General features: G+C 64.5%; 31 protein-coding genes and 2 tRNA genes. 23 read left to right on the top strand and 10 right to left on the bottom strand.

Annotation, left to right across the window (positions count from 1 at the left end; genetic code table 11):
* Positions 1-5: 5 nt before the first annotated feature.
* The 6 genes from tatA to MCIT9_RS10075 are packed head-to-tail and all read left to right on the top strand — an operon-like array spanning position 6 to position 3,276.
* Entirely contained in the window at positions 6-257 is a 252-nt protein-coding gene (tatA, locus tag MCIT9_RS10100; RefSeq protein ID WP_317704760.1) for a twin-arginine translocase TatA/TatE family subunit, read from the top strand.
* A 6-nt stretch (positions 258-263) separates the two neighbouring features.
* Complete coding sequence (tatB, locus tag MCIT9_RS10095; RefSeq protein ID WP_317704759.1) at positions 264-566, top strand: Sec-independent protein translocase protein TatB; 303 nt, start codon at positions 264-266, stop codon at positions 564-566.
* Positions 550-1,311 carry a twin-arginine translocase subunit TatC gene (gene tatC / locus MCIT9_RS10090; protein ID WP_317704758.1) on the top strand — a complete coding sequence of 254 codons (762 nt, stop codon included), beginning with the start codon at positions 550-552 and terminating at the stop codon, positions 1,309-1,311. The genes tatB and tatC overlap by 17 nt, the downstream gene beginning before the upstream one ends.
* 18 nt (positions 1,312-1,329) lie before the next feature.
* The gene (gspG, locus tag MCIT9_RS10085) at positions 1,330-1,749 is read left to right on the top strand and encodes a type II secretion system major pseudopilin GspG (RefSeq protein ID WP_317704757.1); all 420 of its coding nucleotides are present in this window, start codon (positions 1,330-1,332) and stop codon (positions 1,747-1,749) included.
* Positions 1,750-1,754: 5 nt separating this feature from the next.
* Complete coding sequence (locus MCIT9_RS10080) at positions 1,755-2,558, top strand: sulfite exporter TauE/SafE family protein (protein WP_317704756.1); 804 nt, start codon at positions 1,755-1,757, stop codon at positions 2,556-2,558.
* A complete protein-coding gene (locus MCIT9_RS10075) occupies positions 2,551-3,276 on the top strand; it encodes a pteridine reductase (RefSeq protein ID WP_317704755.1) in 726 nt (241 codons plus the stop codon). The genes MCIT9_RS10080 and MCIT9_RS10075 overlap by 8 nt, the downstream gene beginning before the upstream one ends.
* Here MCIT9_RS10075 and folK read toward each other — a convergent pair.
* Both folK and folB read right to left on the bottom strand, forming a co-directional pair.
* Positions 3,271-3,765 carry a 2-amino-4-hydroxy-6-hydroxymethyldihydropteridine diphosphokinase gene (gene folK / locus MCIT9_RS10070; RefSeq protein ID WP_317704754.1) on the bottom strand — a complete coding sequence of 165 codons (495 nt, stop codon included), beginning with the start codon at positions 3,763-3,765 and terminating at the stop codon, positions 3,271-3,273. The genes MCIT9_RS10075 and folK overlap by 6 nt on opposite strands.
* Positions 3,758-4,120, bottom strand: coding sequence for a dihydroneopterin aldolase (gene folB / locus MCIT9_RS10065; RefSeq protein WP_317704753.1), 363 nt, complete (start codon positions 4,118-4,120; stop codon positions 3,758-3,760). Before folB ends, folK begins: the two co-directional genes overlap by 8 nt.
* A gap of 75 nt (positions 4,121-4,195) precedes the next feature.
* On the opposite strand from folB, the gene plsY reads away from it, so the two are divergent.
* Positions 4,196-4,780, top strand: a complete 585-nt coding sequence (gene plsY / locus MCIT9_RS10060; RefSeq protein ID WP_317704752.1) for a glycerol-3-phosphate 1-O-acyltransferase PlsY — start codon at positions 4,196-4,198, stop codon at positions 4,778-4,780.
* On the opposite strand, the gene tsaD is transcribed toward plsY, so the two are convergent.
* Positions 4,770-5,789, bottom strand: a complete 1,020-nt coding sequence (tsaD, locus tag MCIT9_RS10055; protein ID WP_317704751.1) for a tRNA (adenosine(37)-N6)-threonylcarbamoyltransferase complex transferase subunit TsaD — start codon at positions 5,787-5,789, stop codon at positions 4,770-4,772. The two genes, plsY and tsaD, sit on opposite strands and share 11 nt — an antisense overlap.
* An 86-nt stretch (positions 5,790-5,875) precedes the next feature.
* Here tsaD and rpsU point away from each other — a divergent pair, with 86 nt between their 5' ends.
* The 6 genes from rpsU to MCIT9_RS10025 all read left to right on the top strand — a co-directional run bounded on the left by rpsU (position 5,876) and on the right by MCIT9_RS10025 (position 11,491).
* Positions 5,876-6,109 carry a 30S ribosomal protein S21 gene (gene rpsU, locus MCIT9_RS10050; RefSeq protein ID WP_317704750.1) on the top strand — a complete coding sequence of 78 codons (234 nt, stop codon included), beginning with the start codon at positions 5,876-5,878 and terminating at the stop codon, positions 6,107-6,109.
* The gene (locus tag MCIT9_RS10045) at positions 6,109-6,555 is read left to right on the top strand and encodes a GatB/YqeY domain-containing protein (RefSeq protein WP_317704749.1); all 447 of its coding nucleotides are present in this window, start codon (positions 6,109-6,111) and stop codon (positions 6,553-6,555) included. Before rpsU ends, MCIT9_RS10045 begins: the two co-directional genes overlap by 1 nt.
* A 25-nt stretch (positions 6,556-6,580) precedes the next feature.
* Complete coding sequence (gene dnaG / locus MCIT9_RS10040; protein WP_317704748.1) at positions 6,581-8,290, top strand: DNA primase; 1,710 nt, start codon at positions 6,581-6,583, stop codon at positions 8,288-8,290.
* An 86-nt stretch (positions 8,291-8,376) separates the two neighbouring features.
* Entirely contained in the window at positions 8,377-9,498 is a 1,122-nt protein-coding gene (locus MCIT9_RS10035) for an ISAs1 family transposase (protein WP_317704747.1), read from the top strand.
* Between the two features lie 114 nt (positions 9,499-9,612).
* The gene (gene rpoD, locus MCIT9_RS10030; RefSeq protein ID WP_317704746.1) at positions 9,613-11,406 is read left to right on the top strand and encodes an RNA polymerase sigma factor RpoD; all 1,794 of its coding nucleotides are present in this window, start codon (positions 9,613-9,615) and stop codon (positions 11,404-11,406) included.
* A gap of 8 nt (positions 11,407-11,414) precedes the next feature.
* Positions 11,415-11,491: transfer RNA gene (locus tag MCIT9_RS10025), tRNA-Ile, on the top strand.
* 41 nt (positions 11,492-11,532) lie between these two features.
* Here MCIT9_RS10025 and MCIT9_RS10020 read toward each other — a convergent pair.
* From MCIT9_RS10020 to MCIT9_RS09995, 6 genes are all read right to left on the bottom strand, one after another.
* A complete protein-coding gene (locus MCIT9_RS10020) occupies positions 11,533-12,597 on the bottom strand; it encodes an integrase core domain-containing protein (protein ID WP_317704745.1) in 1,065 nt (354 codons plus the stop codon).
* Between the two features lie 64 nt (positions 12,598-12,661).
* On the bottom strand, positions 12,662-12,946 hold the full coding sequence (locus MCIT9_RS10015; protein WP_317704744.1) for a hypothetical protein: 285 nt from the start codon (positions 12,944-12,946) through the stop codon (positions 12,662-12,664).
* Between the two features lie 99 nt (positions 12,947-13,045).
* Positions 13,046-13,300, bottom strand: a complete 255-nt coding sequence (locus MCIT9_RS10010; RefSeq protein ID WP_317704743.1) for a Txe/YoeB family addiction module toxin — start codon at positions 13,298-13,300, stop codon at positions 13,046-13,048.
* Positions 13,293-13,529 (bottom strand): type II toxin-antitoxin system Phd/YefM family antitoxin, encoded by a 237-nt coding sequence (locus MCIT9_RS10005; protein ID WP_317704742.1) that lies wholly within the window; start codon positions 13,527-13,529, stop codon positions 13,293-13,295. The genes MCIT9_RS10010 and MCIT9_RS10005 overlap by 8 nt, the downstream gene beginning before the upstream one ends.
* 2 nt (positions 13,530-13,531) lie before the next feature.
* Positions 13,532-14,776, bottom strand: coding sequence for a tyrosine-type recombinase/integrase (locus MCIT9_RS10000; protein WP_317704741.1), 1,245 nt, complete (start codon positions 14,774-14,776; stop codon positions 13,532-13,534).
* Positions 14,777-15,100: 324 nt separating this feature from the next.
* A tRNA-Arg gene (locus MCIT9_RS09995) sits at positions 15,101-15,177 on the bottom strand.
* Between the two features lie 143 nt (positions 15,178-15,320).
* Between MCIT9_RS09995 and MCIT9_RS09990 the strand changes: the two genes are divergently transcribed.
* The 7 genes from MCIT9_RS09990 (at position 15,321) to MCIT9_RS09960 (ending at position 22,152) form a co-directional block, all read left to right on the top strand.
* Entirely contained in the window at positions 15,321-16,442 is a 1,122-nt protein-coding gene (locus MCIT9_RS09990; protein ID WP_317704740.1) for an ISAs1 family transposase, read from the top strand.
* Between the two features lie 98 nt (positions 16,443-16,540).
* Positions 16,541-17,815 carry a formylmethanofuran dehydrogenase subunit B gene (locus MCIT9_RS09985; RefSeq protein ID WP_317704739.1) on the top strand — a complete coding sequence of 425 codons (1,275 nt, stop codon included), beginning with the start codon at positions 16,541-16,543 and terminating at the stop codon, positions 17,813-17,815.
* On the top strand, positions 17,815-18,297 hold the full coding sequence (locus MCIT9_RS09980; RefSeq protein WP_317704738.1) for a DUF3592 domain-containing protein: 483 nt from the start codon (positions 17,815-17,817) through the stop codon (positions 18,295-18,297). The genes MCIT9_RS09985 and MCIT9_RS09980 overlap by 1 nt, the downstream gene beginning before the upstream one ends.
* A 28-nt stretch (positions 18,298-18,325) precedes the next feature.
* The gene (locus MCIT9_RS09975; RefSeq protein ID WP_317704737.1) at positions 18,326-19,987 is read left to right on the top strand and encodes a formylmethanofuran dehydrogenase subunit A; all 1,662 of its coding nucleotides are present in this window, start codon (positions 18,326-18,328) and stop codon (positions 19,985-19,987) included.
* Entirely contained in the window at positions 19,987-20,883 is an 897-nt protein-coding gene (gene fhcD / locus MCIT9_RS09970) for a formylmethanofuran--tetrahydromethanopterin N-formyltransferase (protein WP_317704736.1), read from the top strand. Before MCIT9_RS09975 ends, fhcD begins: the two co-directional genes overlap by 1 nt.
* The gene (locus tag MCIT9_RS09965) at positions 20,880-21,692 is read left to right on the top strand and encodes a formylmethanofuran dehydrogenase subunit C (protein ID WP_317704735.1); all 813 of its coding nucleotides are present in this window, start codon (positions 20,880-20,882) and stop codon (positions 21,690-21,692) included. Before fhcD ends, MCIT9_RS09965 begins: the two co-directional genes overlap by 4 nt.
* Before the next feature lie 31 nt (positions 21,693-21,723).
* On the top strand, positions 21,724-22,152 hold the full coding sequence (locus tag MCIT9_RS09960; protein ID WP_317704734.1) for a hypothetical protein: 429 nt from the start codon (positions 21,724-21,726) through the stop codon (positions 22,150-22,152).
* Between the two features lie 3 nt (positions 22,153-22,155).
* On the opposite strand, the gene MCIT9_RS09955 is transcribed toward MCIT9_RS09960, so the two are convergent.
* Positions 22,156-22,473, bottom strand: a complete 318-nt coding sequence (locus MCIT9_RS09955) for a C40 family peptidase (RefSeq protein WP_317704733.1) — start codon at positions 22,471-22,473, stop codon at positions 22,156-22,158.
* Positions 22,474-22,670: 197 nt separating this feature from the next.
* On the opposite strand from MCIT9_RS09955, the gene dapD reads away from it, so the two are divergent.
* From dapD to MCIT9_RS09940, 3 genes are read left to right on the top strand one after another with little or no spacing between them, the layout of a single operon-like run.
* The gene (gene dapD, locus MCIT9_RS09950) at positions 22,671-23,489 is read left to right on the top strand and encodes a 2,3,4,5-tetrahydropyridine-2,6-dicarboxylate N-succinyltransferase (protein ID WP_317704732.1); all 819 of its coding nucleotides are present in this window, start codon (positions 22,671-22,673) and stop codon (positions 23,487-23,489) included.
* A 2-nt stretch (positions 23,490-23,491) separates the two neighbouring features.
* The gene (gene dapE, locus MCIT9_RS09945; protein WP_317704731.1) at positions 23,492-24,625 is read left to right on the top strand and encodes a succinyl-diaminopimelate desuccinylase; all 1,134 of its coding nucleotides are present in this window, start codon (positions 23,492-23,494) and stop codon (positions 24,623-24,625) included.
* A 7-nt stretch (positions 24,626-24,632) separates the two neighbouring features.
* A complete protein-coding gene (locus MCIT9_RS09940) occupies positions 24,633-25,379 on the top strand; it encodes a TIGR00266 family protein (protein ID WP_317704730.1) in 747 nt (248 codons plus the stop codon).
* Positions 25,380-25,485 lie beyond the last annotated feature (106 nt).

Here is a 25,485-nt window from a genome sequence, read left to right as displayed (position 1 = left end):
GAGCGATGGGAATCAGTATCTGGCAACTGTTGATCGTGCTGGTGATCGTGCTGTTGTTGTTCGGCACCCGCAAACTGCGCAATCTGGGTTCCGATCTGGGCGGGGCGATCCGCGGCTTCAAGCAGGCCCTGCACGGCGAGGAGGAGGCAGGGGAGACGGCCCCGAAGGAAAAACTGGCCGCGGCGCGCACCGAACCCGAGGGGGAAGCCACGGTCCAAGAAGACAGACCCGCCAAACCGGAACGGGAAGAGTTGTAACCGGCCATGTTCGACATCGGCTTTTGGGAACTGACCCTGGTCGGCCTCATCGCCCTGCTGGTGCTCGGTCCCGAGCGGCTGCCGGGGGCGATCCGCACCACCGCCTACTGGGTGCGGCGGGCCCGCAACGTGGCCGCCACGGTGCGGGCCGAGGTCGAGCGCGAGCTGGCCCTGGAGGAAACCAAGGCCGCGCTGCGCGACCAGGTTCCCATGGGGGAACTGAAATCCCTGGAACAGGAACTGCGCCGGCCGTTGGCGCCGGAGCCTCCCAAAGCCGCCCTCAAGGGGGAGGATGACCGCACCGCCTGAGCCCGGTTCCGGCGACCGGGAGATGCCCTTCATCGAGCACCTGATCGAACTGCGCAGCCGGCTGCTCAAAAGCATCGCCGTGGTGCTGCTGGCGTTTGCGGGGCTGGCGCCCTTCGCCGACCGCATCTACACTTATCTGGCCGGCCCGCTGCTCAGGCACCTGCCTGAATCCAGCACCATGATCGCCATCGACGTGGCCTCGCCGTTTCTGACTCCCTTCAAGCTGGCGCTGGTGGTGGCGATCTTCCTCACCCTGCCGTTCAGCTTGTATCAGGTCTGGGCCTTCATCGCCCCCGGCCTGTACCGCCACGAGAAGCGCCTGCTGCTGCCGCTGCTGTTTTTCAGCACCGTGCTGTTCTATGCCGGGGCGGCGTTTGCCTATTTCGTGGTGCTGCCGCTGGTGTTCCGCTTCATGACCGCCACGGCCCCGGAAGGGGTGGCGGTGATGACCGACATCGCCCGCTATCTGGATTTCGTCCTGACTCTGTTTTTCGCCTTCGGGGTGGCCTTCCAGGTGCCCATCGTCACCATCGTTCTGGTATGGAGCGGCATCACCACCCGGGAAAAGCTTGCGCGGGCGCGGCCCTACGTCATCGTCGCCGCCTTCGTCATCGGCATGTTGCTGACCCCGCCGGACGTGATCTCCCAGACCCTGCTGGCCCTGCCCATGTGGCTGCTGTACGAACTGGGCCTGTTGTTCTCCCGCCCCTTCGCCCGGGCGGCCGAATCCCGTCAAACCACCTGAAACCGAGAAACTGTCACCATGAAAACGAAACACAGCGGCTTTACCCTGATCGAACTGCTGATCGTCCTGGCCATCCTGGGGATGCTGGCGGCGTTCGTCGCCCCCCGGGTCATGAACGCCCTGGGGAAAGGACAGGTCAAGACCACCCAGTCCCAGATAGAAATGCTGGCCACCGCCCTCGACGCCTTCCGCCTCGACAACGGCCGTTATCCGACCCAGGAAGAGGGTCTGGAGGCGCTGATCAAGCAGCCTGAGGGGCTGCCCAACTGGAACGGGCCTTATCTGCGCAAGAACAAGATTCCGGTCGACGGCTGGGGCAATCCCTTCCACTACGAGATTCCCCCCCGCCGCGGTGGCGTCGATTACGATCTCTATTCCCTGGGGGCTGACAACGCCGAAGGCGGGGAAGGGGAAAACGCCGACATCGGCAACTGGTGATTCGTGTGGACGGCCTCGTTCTCTATGTGCCCCTCTATGTGATCGCCGGCGCCGTGGCCGGGCTGCTGGCGGGGCTGTTCGGCCTCGGTGGCGGGGTGATCCTGGTGCCGGTGCTGCTGTGGCTGTTCGCCTGGCAGGGCTTTCCGCCGCAAACCATCGCCGTGACCGCGGTAGCCACTTCCCTGGCCACCATCGTGGTGACCGGCCTGTCATCGGTGCTGGCCCATCACCGCCTGGGATCGCTGGACTGGGCCGTGGCCCGGGCGCTGATTCCCGGCATCGTGGCGGGCGCGATCCTGGGTGCTTGGGTGGCCGACCGGTTGCCGGGGGCCTGGCTGGAGACGGCCTTCGCCCTTTATCTGCTGCTGGTGGCGTTGCAGATGGCCTGGCGCTGGCAGCCGCAGCCGGGGGCCGAACCACCCAGCGCCCCGTGGCTGGCTGGGGCTGGCGGTGTCATCGGCCTGGTGGCGGCGATGCTGGGAATCGGTGGCGGCACCCTGACGGTGCCGTTGCTGGTGCGCTGGGCCCTGCCGATGCGGACCGCGGTGGCGGTCTCCAGCGCCGCTGGCTTGCCGCTGGCGGCCACCGGCACCGCCAGTTACGGGGTGCTGGGGTGGGATGCGCCGGGATTGCCGCCGGGGAGCCTGGGCTATATTTATCTGCCGGCGTTTCTCGGTATCGTCGCCACCAGCACCCTGACTGCCCCGGTGGGGGCGAGGCTGGCCCACCAGGTGCCGGCACAGACCCTCAAGCGCCTGTTCGCGGTGATTCTGGCGCTGATCGCGCTCAGGATTCTGCTGCGTGGCTAAGGTCGCGCTCATCACCGGCGGTGGTCGCCGCATCGGCGCGGCGATCGCCGACTGTCTCCACCGGGAAGGCTTCAACCTCGTGGTCCACTTCCGCCGCTCCAAGGAGGCCGCCGTGGCGCTGCGGGAGCGGCTGGAGGCGCGGCGGCCCGATTCCGTGCGCCTGATCCATGCCGATCTAGCCTCGGCGGGCGCCATCGACGCCCTCATGGCGGAGACGTTGGGATTCTGGGAGCGGCTTGACGTGCTGGTCAACAATGCCTCGGCCTTTTATCCCACTCCTTTGGGAAGCGTGACCGAGGTCCAGTGGGAGGAGCTGACCGCCAGCAATCTCAAGGCCCCGTTCTCTCTCGCCCAGGCGGCGTTTCCCGAATTGCGGCGGCGCCGGGGCTGTATCGTCAATCTGGCGGATATCTACGGTTTGCGCCCCCGCAAGGGCTATCCCGTCTACAGCGTCGCCAAGGCCGGTCTGGTGGCCCTGACCCGGGCGCTGGCGCTGGAGATGGCGCCCCACGTTCGGGTCAACGCCGTGGCCCCCGGGGCGATCCTGTGGCCGGAAGGGCCGCTCGACGAAGCGGAGAAGCAGGCGGTGCTGGCGGTGATTCCCCTCGCCCGCATGGGGCGGCCTGAGGACATCGCCAGGGCGGTGCGTTATCTGGCGTGTGAGGCCGATTACGTCACCGGCCAGGTGCTGGCGGTGGACGGCGGGCGCAGTCTATGAGCGCGGCAGTCGGCGCTGCCTGGCCTGACTGCGGTCGAATTTGGCCCACAGCTGGCGATAAGCCTTGCCCGTCAGGGGATGGTGCAGATCCGGGGCGATTTCCGCCAGCGGTTCCAGGACGAAGGCGTATTTGAGGATGTCGTCGCGGGGGACGATGATCTTGCCAGTGACCGGATCCCGGATGATCTCGTCGCCGTAGAGAATCAGGTCCAGATCCAGGGTGCGGGAGGTGAACTTGCGGTCCCGTTCACCGCGGCCGTGCCTGCGCTCGATCCGCTTCAGGATCTGCTGCACCTGATCCATGGGCCTGGCGGTGTCGAAGGCCACCACCAGGTTGTGAAACGGCGGGCCCTCGAAACCCTCCGCCTCGCTTTCGTAGATGCTGGAGGCGGTCAGGGGACCGAACTCGGCCTCCAGTTCCTTCAGGGCCTCCGGGATATGGTGTTCCCGGTCCACATTGCTGCCGATGCTGACGAAGACCTTAGGCATCGGGTTTGCGGCCCCGTTCGATGAGGATGCCCACGTCGCTGGCGCCGCGGATGGCCCCCTTCTTGTTGAGGCGCAGCCTGACCCAGGGAATGTCGAATTCGCTCAGGACGATTTCGGCGATCTTTTCCGCCAGGGTTTCCACCAGATAGAAGTCGCTGTTCTCCACGAAGTGGATCAGGCGTTTGGCCACTGCCTTGTAATCCACCGTGTACTGGATGTCGTCGGTTTCCGCCGCCTTGCGGATGTCGGTGGCCATTTCCAGGTCGAGGATCACGCTCTGGCGGACCTCCCGTTCCCATTCGTAGATGCCGATGATCGTCTCGATCTCGAGACCGCTCAGAAATATAATGTCCATCCTTTTGTTCTGTTCGGGCGTTGTTTCCGGGAAGTGCAGCCAACAGAGTGACACAGAGACACGGGGGATGGCAAGGTGTGGCAATGGGCTTGGGTTTTGCTGGGGTATCTGCTCGGTTCGGTGTCGAGTGCGGTGATCGTCTGTAGGCTCTGGGGGCTGCCCGATCCCAGGACCACCGGCTCCCGCAATCCGGGGGCCACCAATGTGCTGCGGGTCGGCAACAAGCAGGCCGCCGCCGTGACCCTGCTGGGGGATGTGCTCAAAGGCCTGATCCCGGTCCTGCTGGCGCGCTGGGCCGGGGCCGATCAGACCGTGGTGGCGGCCACCGGTCTGGCGGCTTTCCTGGGGCATCTGTACCCGGTCTTCTTCGGTTTTCAGGGCGGCAAAGGGGTGGCGACCGCGCTGGGGGTGCTCACCGGTCTTCACTGGGGGGTGGGATTGCTGCTGGCGGCCACCTGGCTGGCGGTGGCCAGGGTCAGCCGGATTTCCTCCCTGTCGGCGTTGACCGCCGCCGCGCTGTCGCCGTTCTACGTCTACTGGCTGGTGGGCGATGTCAGGACGGTCGCCGTGGTGACGGTGATGGCGGGGCTGCTGTTCTGGCGCCACCGGGAAAACATCCGCCGGCTGCTGCGGGGCGAGGAGGACCGCATTAGGACCTGATCGGCGCCAGCGCCTCCAGCGACCAGCGGGCCCGGGCCTGGATCGCCAGGCCCTCGCGCTGGCCGGCCTGCAGGCGCAGACACCCGGCGAAAGCGATCATGGCGCCGTTGTCGGTGCAGAATTCCGGCCGCGGCAGAAACAGCCGGGCGCCTTCCGTTTCGGCCACCGTCTGCAGGCGCTGGCGGATGGTCTGATTGGCGCAGACGCCGCCGGCGGCCACCAGGGTTTTGAGGCCCGTCTGCCGCAGGGCCCGACGGCACTTGATCGCCAGGGTGTCGGCGACCGCCTCCTGAAAGGCGCGGGCGATGTCGGCCTTGTCCTGATCCGTGGCGGCGGTTTTGGCCAAGGTGTTCATGACGCAAGTCTTGAGGCCGCTGAAACTGAAGTCCAGGCCCGGCCGTTCGGTCATGGGGCGGGGAAAGCGGAAGCGCGCCGGATCGCCCGCCCGTGCCAGCTTTTCCAGGGCCGGGCCGCCGGGGTAGCCCAGCCCCAGCATCTTGGCGACCTTGTCGAAGGCCTCGCCGACGGCATCGTCGATGGACTCGCCCAGGATGCGGTAGCGCCCCAGTTCGCGGACTTCCACCAGCAGGGTGTGGCCGCCGGAGATCAGGAGGGCCAGGAAGGGCGGGGTCAGGGCAGGGCTTTCCAGCAGCGGCGCGAGCAGGTGGCCCTCCAGGTGGTGGACCGCGACCACCGGACGGCCGAGGCTCCAGGCCAGGCTGTGGCCCACCGAGGCCCCCACCAGCAATGCTCCGATCAGGCCGGGGCCGGCGGTGTAGGCGATGCCGTCGAGCTGGGAAAGCGTCAGCCCGGCATCGTCCAGGGTGGCGTGGATGAGCGGCGTCAGGCGGCGGATGTGGTCGCGCGAGGCCAGCTCCGGGACGATGCCGCCGTAGGGGGCGTGCAGTGCCACCTGGCTGTGGAGACGGTGGGCGAGGAGACCTCGATGGGCGTCGTAGACGGCGACCCCGGTCTCGTCGCAGGAGGTTTCGATGCCGAGAACGCGCATGTTTGCTTCTGCCAATGGAATTTTACGAGTATAATTTAACGTTTATTCAAAACCGACTGTTTCAACCTGACACCAAAGGAGAATCGATGCCTGCCATTCGCGTGAAAGAGAACGAACCCTTCGATATCGCCCTGCGCCGCTTCAAGCGCGCCTGCGAAAAAGCCGGTGTGCTGTCGGAAGTGCGCCGCCGTGAATACTACGAGAAGCCCACCGAAGCCCGCAAGCGCAAACAGGCTGCGGCCATCAAGCGCCATCTCAAGCGTCTGGCCCGCGAACGTTACGCCCTGGAAAACCTGCGCAAAGGCCGCTCGATCGCCTGATGAGCCTCAAAGCCCGCATCCAGGAAGATATGAAAGCCGCCATGCGCGCCGGTGACAAGGCGCGCTTGGGGACGATCCGCCTCATCATGGCGGCGGTCAAGCAGCGCGAGGTGGACGAGCGCATCGCGCTCAACGACGCGCAGATCGTCGAGGTTCTCGACAAGATGGCCAAACAGCGGCGCGAGTCCATCACCCAGTACCGCGACGCCGGCCGTGAGGACCTGGCCCAGAAAGAAGAAACCGAACTGGCGATCATCCAGTCCTATCTTCCCGCCGCCTTGAGCGACGCCGAGATCGACGCGCTCATCGCCCGGGCCATCGAGGAAACCGGGGCCGGCGGCATGCGCGACATGGGCAAGGTCATGGCCTGGCTCAAGCCCCGGGTCCAGGGGCGGGCGGACATGGCGCAGGTGAGCGCCAAGGTCAAGGCTGCCCTGAGTTCGTGATTCTTTCAGCCCTCCGGCCATCGTGATGGCAGGGCGGATTCCGCAAAGCTTCATCGACGAACTGCTGGCCCGGGTGGACATCGTCGATGTCATCAATGCCCGGGTACCCTTGAAGAAGACGGGCCGCAACTACGTGGCCTGTTGTCCTTTCCACGACGAGAAAACCCCCAGCTTCAGCGTCAGCCCCCACAAACAGTTCTATTATTGTTTCGGCTGCGGTGCCTCCGGTTCCGCCATCGGTTTTCTGATGGCCTACGAGCATCTCAGCTTTCCCGAGGCGGTGGAGACGCTGGCGGCGCAATACGGCCTCACCGTTCCCCGGGAAGGGGGTGGCGGGGATGAGGATCCGTCCCGCCGCCGGCAGCTGGAGGCACTGCTGGAACTCAACCGTCAGGCCGCGCGCTTCTATGTGCAGCGCCTGCGGGCGCCAGGCGGCCGGGCGGCCAGGGACTATCTCCAGCGGCGCGGCGTCGATGCCGCGGTGGCGAAGCGTTACGGTCTGGGATATGCCCCCGATGCCTGGGACAACCTGAGCCGCCAGTTCGATCCCCGGCTGCTGGTGGAGGCGGGGCTGGCCATCGAGCGGGAGCGCGGCGGGATCTACGACCGCTTCCGCCATCGTCTGATGTTTCCCATCCGCAACCGCAGGGGGCAGGTGATCGGCTTCGGCGGCCGGGCCCTGCGGGAAGGCGAGGGGGCCAAGTACCTCAATTCGCCGGAGACCCCCGTGTTCCACAAGGGCCGGGAAGTCTACGGCCTGTACGAGCTGCTCCAGGCCAACGCCCGGCCGGAATGGATCTTGTTGGTGGAGGGGTACATGGATGTGGTCGCCCTGGCCCAGCATGGCATCGATGCGGCGGTGGCGACCCTGGGCACGGCGGTGACCGCCGAGCATCTGCGTCTGCTGTTCCGCCACAGTACCTCGCTGGTCTGCTGCTTCGACGGCGATGCCGCCGGCCGCAAGGCCGCCTGGCGCGCCCTGGAGGCGGCGCTGCCGCTGCTGGAAGAGGGCCGCCGCCTTGCCTTTCTGTGGCTGCCCGAAGGCGAGGATCCCGACTCCCTGGTGCGCCGTGAAGGGGCGGATGCCTTCCGCCGCCGCCTGGCCGGGGCCCAGCCGTTGTCGGAATATTTCTTCGCCCGGTTGACCGAGGACCTGGAACTGTCGCGACTGGAGGACCGGGCGGAGTTGTCGCGCCGGGCCGGACCGCTGCTGAAGCGTCTGCCGCCGGGGGCGTTCCGGCGCATGATGCAGGCGCGCCTGGTGGAACTCGCCGGCGAATCCCGCGTCGAATCTCCTGTATCTGCCAGGCGTCGGCGGGCGGAACTGCCGCAACCGACCCTGGACGAGCGGGCCGCCGCGTTACTGGTCCATTATCCTTCCCTGTGGCCGCAACTGCCGCAGGATTTTCGCCAGGCCGCCGCCGGCGGTCATCACGGTGAATGGCTGGCGGTGCTGGCGGCGGCGTTCGAGCGCGGCGAGGAGGGCCTGACGGCCCTGCTGGAGGGCGCCTATCGGGAACGGTTCCAGGCGTGGCGGGAGGACGAAGCCTATCGCCAGTTGCCCAGCCCGGAAGGAGAATTGCAGGCGGCAGCCACTGCCCTGCAGCAGCGTTTTCGCCGCCGGCGCATCGAGCAGCTGAGCCGCAAGACCCAATTGACACACGAAGAAAAGGCCGAATTGCGCCGGCTCCTGAGAAAGGCAGGGCAATCGCATGAATATACCCCACGAAGATGATGGTTTAAGATTCGATGACTTGCAGCAGATTACTTGCAGATTAGAGACTTCTTCTCTGAGGAGCATGCTTTTTGTGGGAGGCACAGATGTTGGAAAAGCCCCTGGCGCTGAGCGAGGTGTTCGTATCGATTCCGGACCAGCGACAATCATCGAAGGTAACCTACGATCTGGTGGAAGTGCTGGTGGTTGTGGTGTGCGCGGTGATCTGCGGTGCCGATACGTTGGTGGAGATTGAACTTTGGGGCAAAGAGAAGCTGGATTGGCTGCGTCGATACGTGCCCTTGCCGCATGGGATTCCGTCCCACGACACCCTGGGGCGGATTTTGGCGATGATCGATCCGGAAGCGTTCGGATCGGCCTTCCAGCGCTGGGCGGTGAGCGTGGTTCCGGCATTGGAAGGTCAGGTGATCGCCATCGACGGCAAGACCAGTCGGCGCAGCCGGTCCAAGGGGCAGGATCCCCTGCATCGGGTCAGTGCCTTTGCGGCTCAGTACCGGTTGGTGGTCGGTCAAGAGGCGGTGGCCGACAAATCCAACGAGAAGACGGCCATTCCCGCCCTGCTGGAGACCCTGGCCTTGAAAGGATGCGTGGTGACCCTCGATGCCATGGGGACCGATCCCAAGATTGCCAAGGCCATCCGTGACCGGGGGGCCGACTATGTACTGGCGGTCAAGGACAACCAGAAAGGTCTGGCCGAATCGATCCGGGATTTCTTCCAGGCCTTCCAGGACGCGCCGGACAAAACCCCGCATCAGCAATGCGAGACGGTCGACAAGGCGCATGGTCGCCTGGAAGTGCGCCGCTGCTATGTGTTCGACCAGCTCGACGGCCTGGACCGGCCCCAGCGCTGGCCGGATCTGGCCTGCTTTGCCGTGGTCGAGTCCGAACGCACCGTCGCCGGCAAAACCACCCGGGAACGGCGTTTCTACATCAGCAGCCTGCCGGGCGATGCCGAACGGCTGGCCTCGGCGGTGCGCCAGCATTGGGCGGTGGAGAACCCGCTTCACTGGTGTATGGATGTCGTATTCAACGATGATCAGATGCGCCTTCGAACCCGACATGCGGCTCATAACCTGGCGCTGCTCAAACAGATGGTGCTCAATCTCTTTCGCCTCGACCCCACCAAACGCCGCGGGGGTATCAAGGCAAGACGGCTCCTGGCCGCCTCCAGTGACCACTATCGGGCTCAGGTGCTTGGATGGACGTAGCGTTCATGCGATTGCCCTGCTGAGCAAGGAATCGTTGTGAATCTTTGCGTAGGACAAGATATAATGTAATGTTTTCTTCGTCGAGACGACCCATCGATCAAGGTTGAAGAATATATGAATCGAGAGCAGCAACAGTCCCGGATCAAAGAACTCATCGCCAAAGGCAAGGCGCAGGGGTATCTCACCTATGCGGAGGTCAACGACCACCTGCCCAGCGATATCGTTGACCCGGAACAGGTCGAGCACATCATCGCCATGATTAACGACATGGGGATCGACGTGCTCGAGGAGGCTCCGGACGATGCCCAGATGTTGTCGGAAGCCGCCGTGGACGACGAGGAGGAAGTCGAGGAGGTCGTTGCTGCCCTGGTTTCCAACAACGATGACATCGGTCGCACCACGGATCCCGTGCGCATGTACATGCGCGAGATGGGGACAGTGGAGCTGCTCACCCGCGAAGGCGAGCTGGAGATCGCCAAGCGCATCGAGGAGGGCCAGAATCAGGTGGCAGAAGCGCTGTCGCGCTTTCCCGCCGTGATGGAATACTTCATCGAATCCTTTGAAAACGTCCTCAAGGGCGACGGCAAGGTCACCGATCTGATTTCTGATTTCATCGATCTCAGCGAACCGGATGAGGAAGATCTGGCGGCCGCCGCATCAAGCGACGACGGTGATGCTTCTGTGGAGGAAAATACCGGTCCTGATCTCGACGAGGTCAGGGACAAGCTGACCCAGCTCAAGAAACGTTACGCCAAGGTGCGTAGGTACCTCAGGCAGTACGGCTACGAGGACAAGCGCACCCAAAAGGCCTACGACGAGTTGGCGGAGGTATTCATGGAATTCCGCCGCACGCCGCAGTTCTTCAAGGAGATGTCCGAGATTCTCGCCAAAGTGGTCGAGGAAATCCGGACCCACGAGAAGTCCATTCTCGACCTGTGCGTCAGGCAGGCGGGGATGCCGCGCAAGGAATTCATCGACACCTTCGTCGGCCGTGAGGCCGATCCCGCGTGGCTGGACGAGCTTCTCGAGGGAGACGCACCTTACGTGGCCCGTTTGAAGGAACACGCCGACGAGATTCGCCGGGCCCAGGGCAAGCTGGCGGCGATCGAGAAGGCGCACTTCCTCCGCATCGGCCAGATCAAGGACATCAACCGCCGGGTTTCCATCGGCGAGGCCAAGGCGCGCCGTGCCAAGAAAGAGATGATCGAGGCCAATCTGCGCCTGGTGATTTCCATCGCCAAGAAATACACCAACCGCGGCCTCCAGTTCCTGGATTTGATCCAGGAGGGCAACATTGGTTTAATGAAAGCGGTGGACAAGTTCGAGTACCGCCGCGGCTACAAGTTCTCGACCTATGCCACCTGGTGGATCCGGCAGGCCATCACCCGCTCGATCGCCGATCAGGCCCGCACCATTCGCATTCCGGTGCACATGATCGAGACGATCAACAAGCTCAACCGGGTCTCGCGCCAGATGCTCCAGGAAATGGGCCGCGAGCCGACCCCGGAAGAACTGGCCGAGCGCATGGAGATGCCCGAGGACAAGGTCCGCAAGGTGCTCAAGATCGCCAAGGAGCCGATTTCCATGGAAACCCCCATCGGCGACGACGAAGATTCGCACCTGGGGGATTTCATCGAGGACTCCAAGGTACTCTCGCCCGTGGAGGCGGCCACCATCGAGGGGCTGCGGGAAGCGATGCAGAGTGTATTGTCGAGCCTGACCGCGCGCGAAGCCAAGGTGCTGCGCATGCGTTTCGGTATCGACATGAACACCGACCACACTCTGGAGGAGGTAGGCAAACAGTTCGACGTCACCCGCGAGCGCATCCGCCAGATAGAGGCCAAGGCCCTGCGTAAATTGCGCCATCCCTCCCGCTCGGAGACGCTGCGCAGCTTCCTCGAGGAATGATTCCGCATGGGCCCTTAGCTCAGTTGGTTAGAGCAGGGGACTCATAATCCCTTGGTCGTAGGTTCGAGTCCTACAGGGCCCACCAACAAAATCAAAGCCCTACCGGATCGCTCTGGCCGGGCTTTTTTACTGGGTGTCAAGCCCCGTGAGATTGTATACACGTTTTTTGAAGAGCTCCGGCCGCTTCTTCTGCCAGTCTTTGAGGGCCTGTACTGGTGATATGTGTCCCAGGGCCTTCTGGGGGATCTGATGGTTGTAGACACTGGCATACTGCATCAAGGTCCGTTCCAGATCCTGGCTGCTGCGGAAGCGGGTGGTTTTGAGGATCTCGGCGATCCGACCGTTGAAACGTTCTACCATCCCATTGGTCTGCGGGTGTTTGGGTGGGATGAGGCGGTGCTCGATGCCATGGCGTTGGCAGGCCGGGTCGAAAAGGTGACGGCCGGTCGGTTCGCGTTCCCCGGTGGCCCAGAAGCGGTCAGTGAATTGCTCACCCCATCCCTGGGGTTCGCCCCTTCGGGGCCCGCTGCGCGGTCCAAATCCGCTCCCGGCGGATTTGTCTTTGCCGTTGTCGGTCAGGACCTTGGTGATTTTTAAGGGAGCCTTGGCGATCAGGCGGTCGAGGAAGGCGGCGGCGACCTGGGCTTCCTTGGTGGGATGGATTTCCAGGTAGACCCGGCGACTGGCGCGGTCGATGGCGACGAAGAGGTAACGGCCCCGAGTCTCATCGGGCATCTTGGGCAGGTACTTGATGTCGATGTGGACAAACCCGGGCTCGTAGTCCTTGAAGCCTTTCTTTTTGGCCTTGGCGGGGGCGTTCTCCCCTTCCTTGGCAGCGATCAGTTCCTTGAGATTGGAGACCCCATGGCGGCGCAGCAGCCGGTCCAGAGCCGAGCGGGACATCTTGGGATGGATGAAGCGGTGAACGACCGCCAGCAGGTCGTCCAGGGGCAGCAGCAGGGTTTCGCGCAGACAGACCACGATCGCTTCCTGCTGCGGGGTCAGGGTGGCATGGATGCGATGGGGCCGGTGCGAGGCGTCCTCGACCGAATCGCGCTGGCGCCACTTGCGGATGGTATGACGATGAACGCCGTATTTCCTGGCCAGGACCGTGGCCGGCAGATCGGAGTTCTGGATCTCCCGGCGGATCTCAGGGGTGGTGCGGGCTTTCTTGTGAAGACGGATGACCATGGCTTCCTCCTTCTCCGTCAAACTTGCACCTTCTTTCCGGCCTGAGCCTCTGCCATCAGCTCGCTCAGAACATCCCAGGCACGGAACAAAGGATAGCTCCTTTTGGGGGTATGATCACACGGGACCCAACACCATAGAAATCCCGCCACCGGGTGAATCCCATCTGTTTCAGCGGTTCAACGGCATCGGTTCGTATCTCCTCAGAAATGGCCAGTCTTTCCAATACTTGGATTTTTTGCCTGAGCACCTCCTCATCAATCGGATGAGAATCTGCAAGCGCTGTCATTGATTTGTGGTATTCAGCCAGATAGTCGACGCCTTCCTTCGGCACCCAATCGGGAATCTTCATCGCCTCCCTCCAGGCATTCCCTCAAAGGATCGCCGCGCCAACCGGGCAAGGGATCCCCGGCTTTCGGTGATCAGCCTAGGCGCGGCGGAACTCGGTCACTCAGTCATAGTGGTACCGGCATTGGGCAATGATGACGTGATTGCCCTGGACGGTGTAAACCAGGCGGTGCTCGTGGTAGATCCGGCGGGACCAGAAGCCGGCCAGTTCATGCTTGAGCGGTTCGGGTTTGCCAAGGCCGGTGAATGGATCGCGCTGGATGTCCCGGATCAGCTGGTTGATGCGCCTGAGTTTGGCCTTGTCGTGTTTCTGCCAGTACAGGTAATCCTCCCAGGCCTGGCGCTCGAAGCTAATCATCCGGCAGCAGCTCCTTGGCCTCGATGTCGCGTCCCTTGCGGATTTTCTCCACTGCCTCCAGCAGGCGGCGGCGGTTGGCTGGCTCCTTCAACAGATAGCTGGTCTCGTCTTCTCCGGCCAGGCGACGGAATCGCAGGTATTCGATGAACTTCAGCACCTCGATGGCGTCTTCCTCCGGCAGCTCCTGGGCCATCTCCCGGATGCGTTCGGCGGTCTCTTGTCGGCACATGGTCAAGCCTCCTTCTGTCGCAATGGCATGACGGCGGCGCTTTCCTTCTCTCCCACCGCCTTCAGCACGTAGTCGGTCACCTGCTGCATGGGCCCCCGCAGTCGCTCGGTGTCGATGACGATGTAGCCAGCGGTCACGTCACTGCCGGTGGCGTGGTTGAGCAGGCGCTTGAGGGCGTAGGCCGGAATGTCCAGGCTTTCGGCGATGGTGATGAAGGTTCGGCGCAGGTCATGGATGCAGAACTTCACGCTGCTGACGGCCTCCACCTTGGCCTGGGAATAGCGGAAATTGGAAACCACCCGGCCGCGGTGGTCGGCGAAGACGTGATCGGCCACCGCCAGGCAGCGGCGCCGTTCTAGCATCCCGGCCAGGTAGTCGGTCAGCGGCAGGGCGTGCGGTCGTCTGGCCTTGGTGTCGGTGACGGTGAGCAGGCGGCCCCTCAAGTCAATGTCGGCCCAGGTCAGCTCCAGGGCCTCGGACTTTCGCAAGCCGGTGAGCAGCACCAGGCGGAAGAAGTCGGCGTGCAGCGGGTTGATCTGCTCCAGGGCCTGCCACCAGGCGGGCAGCTCATGCGGCTTGATCAGGGTGCGGCGGCGGTCCACTCGCTTCCAGGCGCGGGTGAGGGTCAGGCGCTGGACGGGATTGGCCGGCAGGATCGGCGATCCGTCGGGGGCGCTGTAGCGGGCCATGGCGAAGTTCAGCACCGCCCGCAGGTAGCGCATGGTCCGGTTGGCGCAGGCTGGCGACTTCTCGCACAGGGCCTGATAGCGGCGCTCCACCATGTCCTGACGGATGGCGGTCAGGCGCTTGTCCTGCCAGTCGGCCAGCCCCCAGGCCATCATCTTGCGCACGTCGGCCACAGTACTGGGCTTCAGGTCGCGGATGGACAGATAGTCGTCCACCGTCTGGGCCAGGGTGACGGCCTCGGCCTGGCGGCGGCGTTTCTCGGTCTGCGGATTCTTGCCTTCGGCCATTTCGCCCAGCAGCTTCCTTGCGGCCTGGCGGGCCTGCTCAACGGTCATGACTGGGAAGCGGCCCAGCGTCACCTTGACGGGCTTGCCCTGGTACCAGCGGTATAACTGGAAGGACTTGGTGCCGGCGGCGGTCACCTGCACCCGCAGGCCGGGCACCTTGGCGTCATAGACGAACCGGCGACCGGTGCTAGGCGGTGCTATGGATTCTAGCAGCCGCTTGGTGAGGGTCCATTTGTCGGGCGGTGCTATGCCGGTGCTATGTTCGGTGTCCATTTCCAGCGATTTTCGTCAATTTCCGGCAATGGTAAACCGCTGAAAAATCAATGGCAAGCGAACCACGTCTAACTGCATCAACCGCTAATGCGGTGGACTCATAATCCATTGGTCGTAGGTTCGAATCCTACAGGGCCCACCAACTTAAAACAAATGTCGATTGAAAGGGCCGGCCCAGCACCGGCCTTTTTCGTGTGCGCCCAGCATGGGCGCACACATGCGGATGATGCGGGACATGGTGGTGGGGAAAGCGGGTGGAGTGGCAGAATCGGTGCCTGTGTCGCCTAGGCTGGCGGATACAAAGGAAATAAAGCGATTGAACGATGGCGCCCCGACCAGGATTCGAACCTGGGGCCTTCCCCTTAGGAGGGGGACGCTCTATCCAGCTGAGCTATCGGGGCGGATGGGCAAATTTTAACGGTTTGCAGGTGCGGCTGCCAGTGGATTTGGCTCAGATATTTCTCTTCGGTGTCCTCGGATTCCTGGTGCTGCTCACCACCTCGTGGTTGGAAAAAGAGCAGCCGGCGCTTTGTGGGAGGCACAGATGTTGGAAAAGCCCCTGGCGCTGAGCGAGGTGTTCGTATCGATTCCGGACCAGCGACAATCATCGAAGGTAACCTACGATCTGGTGGAAGTGCTGGTGGTTGTGGTGTGCGCGGTGATCTGCGGTACCGATACGTTGGTGGAGATTGAACTTTGGGGCAAAGAGAAGCTGGATTGGCTGCGTCGATACGTGCCCTTGCCGCATGGGATTCCGTCCCACGACACCCTGGGGAGGATTTTGGCGATGATCGATCCGGAAGCGTTCGGATCGGCCTTCCAGCGCTGGGCGGTGAGCGTGGTTCCGGCATTGGAAGGTCAGGTGATCGCCATCGACGGCAAGACCAGTCGGCGTAGCCGGTCCAAGGGGCAGGATCCCCTGCATCGGGTCAGTGCCTTTGCGGCTCAGTACCGGTTGGTGGTCGGTCAAGAGGCGGTGGCCGACAAATCCAACGAGAAGACGGCCATTCCCGCCCTGCTGGAGACCCTGGCCTTGAAAGGATGCGTGGTGACCCTCGATGCCATGGGGACCGATCCCAAGATTGCCAAGGCCATCCGTGACCGGGGGGCCGACTATGTACTGGCGGTCAAGGACAACCAGAAAGGTCTGGCCGAATCGATCCGGGATTTCTTCCAGGCCTTTCAGGACGCGCCGGACAAAACCCCGCATCAGCAATGCGAGACGGTCGACAAGGCGCATGGTCGCCTGGAAGTGCGCCGCTGCTATGTGTTCGACCAGCTCGACGGCCTGGACCGGCCCCAGCGCTGGCCGGATCTGGCCTGCTTTGCCGTGGTCGAGTCCGAACGCACCGTCGCCGGCAAAACCACCCGGGAACGGCGTTTCTACATCAGCAGCCTGCCGGCCGATGCCGAACGGCTTGACTCGGCGGTGCGCCAGCATTGGGCGGTGGAGAACCCGCTTCACTGGTGTATGGATGTCGTATTCAACGATGATCAGATGCGCCTTCGAACCCGACATGCGGCTCATAACCTGGCGCTGCTCAAACAGATGGTGCTCAATCTCTTTCGCCTCGACTCCACCAAACGCCGCGGGGGTATCAAGGCAAGACGGCTCCTGGCCGCCTCCAGTGACCATTATCGGGCTCAGTTGCTTGGATGGACGTAGCGTTCATGCGATTGCCCTGCGGGAATGGTGATCCGGCCTTCCCCCCGCAGGTTCAGTTGCTATAATGCGGCGAATACCCAACAGTACAGGGAGCGCCGATGGCTAAGAGGATCGAGCCGGGATTGTGGACGGAGGTGCCCAGTCCCTTCTGTGGAATCGCCGCCGATGACCTGACCCTCCGGGTCGGGGACGACGGCCGGGTCGAGGTGGTGGAAAACGGCGATGCCGTCACCCGGGCCGGTTTCGAGCAGCCGTTGGGGGATACCCGCCCCCGGGTTCGGGGAAAACCGGTGGATCTGGAAACCGCCGTCGCCGAGGCGGCGGGGATTCTGGGCAGGGCCGAGGCGCCGCTGTTTGCCGGCATGGCCGCCGACGTCAACGGTGTCCGCGCCGCCCTGTCCCTGGCCGACCGGCTGGGGGCGGTGGTCGATACCGTCAACGCCGAGGCCAGCCTCCGCAACCTGCTGGTGCTGCAGGATTCCGGCTGGATGACCTGCACCCTGGCGGAAGTGAAGAACCGCGCCGACTTGATCGTGGTGGTCGGCTGCGACATCGATGCCGCCTTTCCCCGCTTCTTCGAACGCCACGTATGGCAGGACGGCATGTTCGTTGCCGCCGGTGAGCGCCAAGTGACATTCCTGGGCAGGGCGCCTTCGGGAACCAGCGCCACTGCGCCGGATGGAACGCCGCCCCGGGTACTGGCCTGTGAAGACAGCGACCTGCCCCAAGTGGTGGCGGCCTTGCGGGCCCTGGCCAAGGACGCCCCGGTGACGGCCGAAAGCGTCGGCGGCATCAATGTCGCCGAGCTGCGGAATTTGGCCGAGGCGCTCAAGGCAGCCCGCTACGGGGTGGTGGTCTGGGCCGCCGGGGCGTTGGCCTGGGATCACGCCGAGCTGACGGTGCAGAACCTGTGCGAGCTGGTCAAGGAAATCAACCGCACCACCCGCTGCAGCGGTCTGCCTCTGGGCGGCAAGAATGGGGATCAGACCGTCACCCAGGTGTGCGGCTGGCAGACAGGCTTCCCGCTGCGGGTGGATTTCCGCCGCGGGGCGCCCAACTACGATCCTTGGCTCAACGCCGCCGGCCGGCTGCTGGCGGGCGGTGAGGCCGACGCCCTGCTGTGGCTGGCGGCCTTCGACGCCACCCAGACGCCGCCGGCAGCCGACATTCCCCAGGTGGTCGTCGGCCGCTGCGGCATGACCCTGGATCGGGAGCCGGAGGTGTTCATTCCGGTGGGTTGCCCCGGCATCGACCACGCCGGCCACACCTACCGCACCGACAACGTGGTGGCGGTGCGGCTGTACCGCCTGCGGGAGACGGAACTGCCCAGCGCCGCCGAGGTGCTGCAGGCCATCGAGGCCCGGCTGCGGTGATGACGACCCAATTGCTCGCCACCCTGATCGCCGCCGTTCTGGTCGTCGGCATCGCCGTCGCTCTGGCGATCTACGTGATCCGCCACTACGTGCTGCGCTCGGCCACCTGGCGCAAGGCCTCGGGGCGGATCGTCGCCACCCGGCTGGATGCTGACGAACATCCCCGCACCGGCGCCAGGCTGTTCGGCGTCCACGTCAGTTACGAATACCAGGGCGGCGGGCGTACCTATCACGGCCACCGCATCCACCCCGATTACATCTACACCAACCGCGAAGCCTTCCACCGCGAGATCCTGAAGCGCTATCAGGAAGGCAAGCAGGTCACCGTGCTTTACAATCCCAAAAATCCCACCGAAGCCTATCTGGAGCTGGGCATTCCCAAGGTGCTGCTGGAGTTGGTGGCCCTGGCGGTGGTCTTCATGCTGGCGGTGTTCGCGGTGCTGGTGGAGATGGTGGCGCAATACGCGGGAGCCGGGCAATGATCTTCAACCCAACGAACAGGGAGCCGATATGCTGATCGAACTCAAGGGAGGCACCGTTTACGATCCGGCCCACGGCATCGACGGCCAGGTGCGCGACCTCTACGTCCAGGACGGCCGCATCGTCGAGCCGCCGCCGGGAGCACGGGTCGATCGGGAATACGACCTGTCCGGCAAGATCGTCATGGCCGGCGCCATCGACATGCACACCCACATCGGCGGCGGCAAGGTCAACATCGCCCGTACGATGCTGCCGGAGGACCACCGCGCCGATCCCCAGTACCATACCGAGCGGCTGCGTTCCGGTTGCGGCCATGCCGCCCCCAGCACCCTGACCACCGGCTATCGTTACGCCGAGATGGGCTTTACCGCCGCCTTCGAACCGGCAGTGCTTCCGGTCAACGCCCGCCAGGCCCACATGGAGATGGGCGACATTCCCATCCTCGACAAGGGCGGCTACGCCATGCTCGGCAGCGACGATTTCCTGCTGCGGCTGCTGCGCGACGGCGCCGATCAGCAGATCATCAACGATTACGTCGCCTGGACCCTGAACGCCACCCAGTGCATCGGTATCAAGGTGGTCAACCCCGGCGGTATCAGTGCCTTCAAGTTCAACCAGCGGGCCCTGGACCTGGACGAGCAACACGCCTACTACGGCGTCACCCCGCGCCAGGTGCTCAAAACCCTGGCCACCGCAGTGCATGAACTGGGCGTGCCCCATCCGCTCCACGTCCACGGCTGCAACCTGGGGGTGCCGGGCAACGTGGAAACCAGCCTCAAGACCATTTCCGGCATCGAGGGCCTGCCCATGCACCTGACCCACATCCAGTTCCACAGCTACGGCACCGAGGGGGATTTCAAGTTCTCCTCCGGGGCGGCGCGGATCGCCGAGGCGGTCAACGCCAATCCCAACATCACCGTGGACGTGGGCCAGGTCCTGTTCGGGCAGACGGTCACCGCCTCCGGCGACAACATGCACCAGCATGCCAACGCCGGTCACGCCCATCCGAAGAAGTGGGTATGCATGGACATCGAGTGCGACGCCGGCTGCGGGGTGGTGCCGTTCAAGTACCGGGACCAGAACTTCGTCAACGCCCTGCAGTGGGCCATCGGTCTGGAGATCTTCCTGCTGGTGGACGACCCGTGGCGGGTGTTTCTCACCACCGACCACCCCAACGGGGCGCCGTTCACCAGCTACCCGCACCTGATCCGCCTGCTCATGGACCGGACCTTCCGCAACGCGCAGCTCTCGCGCCTGCACCCGGAGGCGCAGAAGATGACCACCCTGGCCTCCATCGAGCGCGAATACAGCCTCTACGAAATCGCCATCATGACCCGCGCCGGGGCCGCCAGGCTGGTGGGCCTGGACGACCGCGGCCATCTGGGGGCGGGGGCGGCGGCCGACATCACCGTCTATACCCCCAACGAGGACGTGGAGGCCATGTTCTCCAGGCCGGCCTACGTGTTCAAGAACGGCGAGCTGGTGGTGAAGGACGGCCGGGTGGTCGGCGTCACCTGGGGCACCACCCACACCGTCAAGCCGGACTACGATGCCGGCATCGAAAAGCAACTGGCCGATTACTTCGACCGCTACATGACCATGAAACTGGACAACTTCATCCTCCGTGACGAGGAGATCGCCGAGGACGGCCGTGGCAGCGTCACCGTGCATCCGTGCGGAGGGCAGGGCTGATGGTCATCAACGGCATCCACATCGACGACACCTTCGCCGAAGCCTTCCCCATGAAGGCCACCCGCGCCATCATCACCGCCCAGAACCTGGAGTGGGCCTACCACAGCGCCCGCGCCATGACGGGTTTCGCCACCTCGGTGATCGCCTGCGGCTGCGAGGCCGGCATCGAGCGCGAGCTGAGCCCGGAGGAGACGCCGGACGGCCGCCCCGGGGTGGCGGTGCTGATCTTCGCCATGGGCGGCAAGGGGCTGGCCAAGCAGCTGGAAACCCGCGCCGGCCAGTGCGTGCTGACCTCGCCCACCTCGGCCCTGTTCGCCGGCATCGAGGGGGGCAAGCCGATTCCCCTGGGCAAGAACCTGCGCTTCTTCGGTGACGGCTTCCAGATGTCGAAGAAGATCGGCGGCAAACGCTACTGGCGCATCCCGGTGATGGACGGCGAATTTTTGGCCGAGGAGACCACTGGCATGGTGGATGCGGTCGGCGGCGGCAATTTCCTGATCCTGGCCGAATCCCAGCCCCAGGCCCTGGCGGCGTGTGAGGCGGCGGTGGCGGCGATGAAAGAGATCCCCAACGTCATCATGCCGTTTCCCGGCGGGGTGGTGCGCTCCGGTTCCAAGGTGGGATCCAAGTACAAAGCCCTCAACGCCTCCACCAACGACGCCTTCTGCCCGACCCTGAAAGGGGTGACGAAAACCCAGCTGTCGCCGGAGATCGAATCGGTGATGGAGATCGTCATCGACGGTCTGACCAAGGAAGACATCGACAGGGCCATGCGCGCCGGCATCGAGGCGGTGTGCCAGCTGGGGGCCGGGGCCGGCATCCGCCGCATCAGCGCCGGCAACTACGGCGGCAAACTGGGGCCCTTCCACTTTCACCTGCGGGAGATCATGACATGAGCGCGCTGACTTTGACCCTGAAGGAAGAACCCCGCCAGCGGGTGGATATGAGCCCGTTGTCGGCAGCCCGGGAACTGACCCCGGCGGAAATCGCCGCCCTCAGGCTCTGGGCTGGAAAACGCCGCTGGCGTGTGGACGAGCTGTTCACGCTGGAAGGGGAGGACACCGCCCGCCTGGTGCTGCGCGGCGACTGCCGCAAGCTCGACTACATCGGCCGCGATGCCCGCGATCTCGACATCACCGTGGAAGGGAATGCGGGCGCCTATGCCGGCATGGGGATGCGTTCGGGCCGGCTGCATGTCAAGGGCGATGTCGATCTTTTCGCCGCCTGCGAGCTGCGCGGCGGCCTGGGGCAGATCGACGGCAACGCCGGAGATTTCCTCGGCGCCGCCCTGCCCGGGGACAAACGCGGCATGCGCGGCGGCATCGTGCTGGTGAAGGGGGATGCCGGCGACCGCTGCGGCGATCAGTTGCGCCGCGGGATCATTTTGGTGGAAGGGAACGCCGGCGCTTACTGCGGTTCGCGCCTGATCGCCGGCACCATCGCGGTGATGGGACAGGTAGGGGAAAATCCCGGTTACGGCCTGCGCCGCGGCACCCTGCTGTTGTGGCGTCAGCCGGCAGCCGTCCCTCCCACCTATGGTGACTGCGGCACCCACACCCTGGGATTCCTGCCGCTGTGGTTCGCCGGCCTGCGCCACCTCGACAGCCGCTTTGCCGATCCGGCTAACGCCTTCAACCGGGTGCGCCGCTACGGCGGGGACCTGGCCTCGGTGGGGAGAGGGGAAATTCTGGTCCGCGCCGCTTAGTTAGAATAACGATACGAGGGGAGGAAAATGCATGTTCGAACTGTTAGTCGCTTTGACCGTGTTGTTCGTAGTCTACACGCTGTACATTTTCATCAGCGTGGCCGTCAAGGGCTGTCCCCACGAGGAAGGACCTGAAGCCACTGCCCCGACACCGCCGCAGCCCCCGGTCCAGCCTGAAGCGCCGGAGGCGGCCGCCGAAACCGCGCCTGCCACAGCCGAACCCGAACCCAGCGACGAGGAAGTCGCCCAGGTCAAGCAGTTCAAAAATCCGGAAACCGGCGAACTGGCCGCCGTGCCCACCAACTACCGCTTCGCCAAGCGCTGGATCAAGGAGGCCCTGGTCAAGGAGGGCCTGCTCGACCGCATCTACCGCAACAACGAACTTCAGGATCCGGAAACCGCCGCCAAGGTCAAGGCGGCACTGGAAAGGTTCAAGCGGCTGCGCAAGTACTGGGCCTGAAGCTCACCAGTACCGCCCGGCCCCGATGAAATGCCGCCACCAGTAGCGGTTGAGCCGGGTGCGTTGGATGCGCTTGCCCTCGGAAGGGGCGTGGACGAAATGGCCGTCGCCTACGTAGATGCCCACGTGCCAGCCTTTGCGCGCGGGGCGGAAGAACAGCAGGTCGCCCGGCTTTAGCGCCTCGGCCGGTATCTTGCAGGCGTGGCGCCATTGTTGCCTGGCGGTGCGGGGAACGCCCAGGCCGAAGCGGCGGTGGGTGAACTGGACCAGGCCGCTGCAATCGAAGCCGCTGGGGTCGTTGCCGCCGTAACGGTAAGGCACGCCCTGATACCGCAGTGCGGTGGCGGCGATCCTCGCCCCCAGATGTGTTGCCGAAGCAGCGGGCTAGGGCGGATGGTTTGCGCATCCGCCCAGCACGGCAGCCAGAATCCCCAGTCCAATGAGCTGTGCTTGAATCCGCTGGCGCATGGCGGGTATGCTTTGCCGTTTCCATCGACAACCATGGCAGGGAAATCGCAATGAGTGAACTGGCGCGTGTCATCGAGGACGCCTTCGAAAAGCGGACCGAATTGAGCCCCCAAAGCGCCCCGGCGGAAATCCGCGAGGCGGTGGAGCAGGCATTGTGCCTGCTTGATTCCGGCCAGGCGCGGGTAGCGGAGAAAAAGGACGGCCAGTGGGTGGTGAACCAGTGGCTCAAGAAGGCGGTGTTGCTGTCGTTCCGCCTCAACGACAACCGCATGATGGACGGGGCGCCGACCAACTTCTACGACAAGGTGGAGCTGAAATACGCCGGCTACCGCCCCGAGGACTTCCGCCGCGACGGGGTGCGGGTGGTGCCCTTCGCCAATGTCCGCCGCGGGGCCTACGTGGCGCCGGGGGCGGTGCTGATGCCGTCCTACGTCAACATCGGCGCTTACGTGGATTCCGGCACCATGGTGGACACCTGGGCCACGGTGGGTTCCTGCGCCCAGATCGGCAAGAACGTGCATCTGTCCGGCGGGGTCGGCATCGGCGGGGTGCTGGAACCGCTGCAGGCCAATCCCACCATCATCGAGGACAACTGCTTCATCGGCGCCCGCTCGGAAATCGTCGAGGGGGTGATCGTCGAGGAAGGTGCGGTGATCTCCATGGGGGTCTACATCGGCCAGTCCACCAAGATCTACAACCGCCAGACCGGCGAGATCAGCTATGGCCGCGTGCCCGCCGGCTCAGTGGTGGTGCCCGGCAGCCTGCCGGCCAAGGACGGCAGCCACAGCCTCTACTGCGCGGTCATCATCAAGCAGGTGGACGAGCGCACCCGTAGCAAGGTGGGGATCAACGAGCTGCTTAGGGACTGACCGTGAGCGAAACCCTGGAGCTAGCCAAGGCCCTGATCGCCCGCCCGTCGCTGACGCCGGAGGACGCCGGCTGCATGGAGCTGGTCGTGGAGAAGCTTGAGCCTTCGGGATTCGAGGCGGAATTCCTCGACTTCGGCGACACCCGCAACCTGTGGCTGCGCCGCGGCAGCACCCGGCCCCTGTTGGTGTTCCTCGGCCACACTGACGTGGTGCCCCCCGGCGATCTTGCTGACTGGACCTTCCCGCCCTTCGAGCCCCACGTCCACGAGGGCAAACTGTACGGCCGCGGCGCCGCCGACATGAAGGGGGCGGTGGCGGCCTTCACCGTCGCCTGTCGCCGCTTCGTGGAGAAGCACCCGGATCACGCCGGTTCCATCGCCGTGCTGCTGACCTCCGACGAGGAGGGGATCGCCGTCAACGGGGTGGTGAAGGTGGTGGAGGTGCTCCAGGCCCGCGACGAAACCATCGACTGGTGCCTGGTGGGGGAGCCCTCCAGCGAGGCGAAGCTGGGGGATATGGTCAAGATCGGGCGCCGCGGCTCCCTCACCGGCATGCTGCGGGTCTTCGGCGTCCAGGGGCACGTGGCCTATCCCCACAAGGCCAGAAACCCCATCCACCAGTTCGCCCCGGCCCTGAACCACTTGGTCAACGAGGTCTGGGACGAGGGCAACGACCACTTTCCCCTCACCACCTTCCAGATCGCCAATATCGAAGCCGGCACCGGGGCCGAGAACGTCATCCCCGGCCATCTTGACGTCCAGTTCAACTTCCGCTTCTCCACCGAGCTGAGCGCCGGGGAGATCCAGCGCCGGGTGACCGAGATCCTCGACCACTATGGCCTCGACTACGAACTGGACTGGCGCCTGTCGGGCAATCCCTTCCTGACTGCCGGCGACGAGATCATCGGCGCGGTACAGCAGGCTCTCAGGGAGGTGCTGGGCCACGAGGCCGAACTGTCCACCGCCGGCGGCACCTCCGACGGCCGCTTCATCGCCCCCACCGGCGCCCAGGTGCTGGAGCTGGGGCCGGTCAACGCCACCATCCACCAGGTCAACGAGCACGTGGCGGTGGCCGATCTCGACGCCCTGACCGAAGTGTACGAGCGGGTGCTGGGGAATCTGTTGTTGCGAAGGTGAAAAGACCATGCAAAGCCACGAAGTCGATTACCGCATCGTCGGTGAGGACCTGCAGCTGGTGGAGATCGTCCTCGATCCCGGCGAGACCGTGGTGGCCGAGGCGGGGATGATGCTCTACATGGAGGAGGACATCGCCTTCGAAACCCGCCTCGGGGACGGCTCCGAGGCCGGGGTTATGGGCAAGCTGTGGTCCCTGGGAAAGCGCATGCTCACCGGCGAGTCGCTGTTTTTGACCCATTTCACCAACGAGGGGCAGCGCCCGCGTACCGTCGCCTTCGCCGCCCCCTATCCCGGCTCCATCATTCCCGTCGATCTGGCCCAATTGGGCGGGGAGGTCACCTGCCAGAAGGACGCCTTCCTCGCCGCCGCCAAGGGGACGAAGATCGACGTGGTGTTCCAGAAGCGCCTGGGCACCGGCTTCTTCGGCGGCGAGGGCTTCATCCTCGAGCGCCTGGAGGGGGACGGCATGGCCTTCCTCCATGCCGGCGGCAAGGTGGTGAAGAAGGATCTGGCGGGGGGGACGATCCGCATCGACACCGGCTGCCTGGTGGCCTTCGGGCCGGGGATCGACTACGGCATCGGCCTGGCCGGCGGGCTCAGGAGCATGTTCTTCGGCGGCGAAGGGATGTTTCTGGCCACGCTTTCGGGCACCGGCAGCGTGTGGATTCAGAGCCTGCCGTTCTCGCGCCTGGCCGAGCGGGTCATCGACGCCGCCGTCGGCATGGGCCGGCTGCGCCTCGGGGACGAGGGCTAGACAAAAAAAGGCCCGCCGGGAAGGGCGGGCCAAGGCATGGGAGCAATACCCATGAGGAGGACCCTAAGAAGGAGGTAAGTGATGAACACTCGTTTCCATAGACTGC

This window comes from Methylomarinovum caldicuralii (genome assembly GCF_033126985.1).
In the GTDB taxonomy this organism is placed as follows: domain Bacteria; phylum Pseudomonadota; class Gammaproteobacteria; order Methylococcales; family Methylothermaceae; genus Methylohalobius; species Methylohalobius caldicuralii.
The sequence above is the reverse complement of the archived record's forward strand: the minus strand, read 5'-3'. Positions and strand labels throughout refer to the sequence as shown.